Raw genomic sequence first — 2464 nt, 5'->3', positions numbered from 1 at the left:
ATAGTATAGCGTCAAAAAAAACCAGCTTAGCCAGCATTTGTAGGAATGTATTATTAGTAATCTGATCATAATAAGGATAGACCATAAATAACACTTAAGAAGGAGGAGTCATATGGATAGAATCGCTCTGATCCTTGTCATTGTTGGTGCATTAAACTGGCTGCTTGTCGGTTTATTTAGCTTTGATTTGGTAGCAACCATTTTTGGGGGACAGCAATCCTTCTTAAGCCGCATCGTGTACAGTTTGGTAGGCTTAGCTGGTATTTACTCTATGTCGCTCCTATTTAGAGATCGTAGCCGCATTTAGCAGTTAAAACACGATAATAAAACCCCTGCTCGCTTGTCAGAGCAGGGGTTTATCTATAACTCTTATTACAATGGGAAAGTCACAATAAAGGTACTCCCCTTGCCTGGAGCGCTATCTATACTTATTGTCCCGCCATGTGCCTCTGCTATCCATTTAGCAATAGATAACCCTAGACCAGTACCGCCTTCTTCTCTTGATCTTACTTTGTCTATTCTATAAAAACGTTCAAAAATCAGGTGTTGCTGCTCTTGAGGAATACCAACACCACTGTCTTGCACGATAATATTGACTCCTTGTTTCAAACCATGCACCATTTTAATCAAAAGAGTTACCTTACCGCCAGCGGAGGTATATTTGATTGCATTATCAATCAGTATCAGTAATAACTGCTTCATTCTTTCTTGGTCTGCAACAACAAAAATGTTGTTGCTGCCGCTCAGCTCCAGCCTTATATTTTTTTCCATTGCCGCCGTTTGCAGAATGCGAATAACCTGTTCAGTTACACTGTATAAATTAAACCTCTCTTTATGCATAGTTGTTACCCCGGCATCGCCCCGGGCAAGGATCAATAAATCAGACACAAGTTTTGACATCCTTTTAATCTCACTCTTCATATCCACAAGTACTTGGCTTGAAAATGATGATAAACTACTCTCATCATCTGTCTGCACCGCATCCACAGAGGTCATAAGTACACTAAGCGGGGTCCGCAGTTCATGTGAGGCATCTGCAGCAAATTGCCGTTGCCGCATGAAAGACTGCCTAATAGGTATAATAGTGCGCCCTGCAAGTGTATGACCAATAAAAGCTGCAATAAGAAGAAATAAGATAGCGACTGCAAGCAGCATCTCCATTAGTTTCTTTAGCATTTGATAATAGGCTGTCAAATCCTCACCTACAAAAATGCTTCCTAATGTTTGACTGCCGTCATAAATTTTTTTGCTGCACATCATTACGAAAGCACTTTCACCATTTGCCAGAGAGAATATCTTTAGACTTGCCTTACCATCCTGTTCATTCCAGTTTTGAATAGCATCCTGTACCTCTGTACGTAATTCATTAGCAGGCTCATCCTGTAAGACTTGTTTTCCATTACTATCAAACACATAATAAAATATTTTTTCTTCAATATTGTATTCAGCATGGTCTTCTTGTGAGTGGGGTAGTATCTCTGCTTGTTTTTGTTTTAAAATAAGGACATGCTCTCTTGCTTCCTCTTCCGTAATTGCCTGTACATCATATTGTTCCTCATGGTAAAGTACCCAAATCAATCCGACATAACTAGTGATAATAAACGTGAGTAAAAATAAAACCATAATACCGGAATAAAGCATAGTCAACCGGTTACGAATATGAGCAAACATCATTATCCTCCAATTTATAACCTATCCCCCTGATGTTTTGCAAGACAATGTTTGCATCAGACCAATTAATCTTTCTCCGGAGTAATCGCACATACGCATCCAGATTATTTGATGATATGTCTGTCTCTAAGCCCCAGATCTTATCCAGGATCACCTCGCGGGGGACAACATGTCCTTTGTTTTGAACAAGCAAATCGAGTAACTGAAATTCACGGCTGGTAAGTTGAACCTCGATATCCCCCTGCCTAATACTACGTGTTGAGCGAAGGAGCATAAGGTTTCCTAACTCCACTACATCTTCTTGTAATTTAGCGCTGCTACGCCGTGACAAAGCCCTAAGCCTGGCAAGTAGTTCTGCAAATTCAAAGGGCTTTACCAGATAGTCATCGGCCCCTGTATCCAACCCCAAAACCCTATCTTCCAAGGCATCTTTAGCCGTCAACATTAAAATAGCACCTTGATAACCCTGTTTCCGCAACTGTTCACATACGTAGATCCCTGTATGTTCTGGCATCATCCAGTCCAAGATTACCACATCATATGCAGAATAGGTAGCGTAATCTAATGCCATATCTCCTTGTACTACCCAATCCACTTGTATCTCAGATTTTTCTAACATATGCTTAATCAATCTACCAAGTTTTGTATCATCCTCAGCCAACAACACGTGCATATCTAAAACCCCTTTATCTGTCACCTAGCAATATTATATCAGTTATTAATACTATAATAACTAAATCCAGCAGAATTTCGCATCAGTTGAGAGTTAAAAACTTCAGGTGTGGTTCTAAAT

3 protein-coding genes are annotated in these 2464 nt (G+C 39.9%); 1 reads left to right on the top strand and 2 read right to left on the bottom strand.

Annotation, left to right across the window (positions count from 1 at the left end; translation table 11 throughout):
* The first annotated feature begins 112 nt into the window (after positions 1-112).
* Positions 113-307 carry a DUF378 domain-containing protein gene (locus VN379_RS04590; protein WP_325531263.1) on the top strand — a complete coding sequence of 65 codons (195 nt, stop codon included), beginning with the start codon at positions 113-115 and terminating at the stop codon, positions 305-307.
* A gap of 65 nt (positions 308-372) precedes the next feature.
* On the opposite strand, the gene VN379_RS04585 is transcribed toward VN379_RS04590, so the two are convergent.
* Positions 373-1674, bottom strand: a complete 1302-nt coding sequence (locus VN379_RS04585) for a HAMP domain-containing sensor histidine kinase (protein ID WP_325531261.1) — start codon at positions 1672-1674, stop codon at positions 373-375.
* Positions 1652-2344, bottom strand: coding sequence for a response regulator transcription factor (locus VN379_RS04580; RefSeq protein WP_325531259.1), 693 nt, complete (start codon positions 2342-2344; stop codon positions 1652-1654). Before VN379_RS04580 ends, VN379_RS04585 begins: the two co-directional genes overlap by 23 nt.
* Between the last annotated feature and the right edge of the window lie 120 nt (positions 2345-2464).

It is taken from the genome of Sporomusa sp. (assembly GCF_035561255.1).
In the GTDB taxonomy this organism is placed as follows: Bacteria; Bacillota; Negativicutes; order Sporomusales; family Sporomusaceae; genus Sporomusa.
The sequence above is the reverse complement of the archived record's forward strand: the minus strand, read 5'-3'. Positions and strand labels throughout refer to the sequence as shown.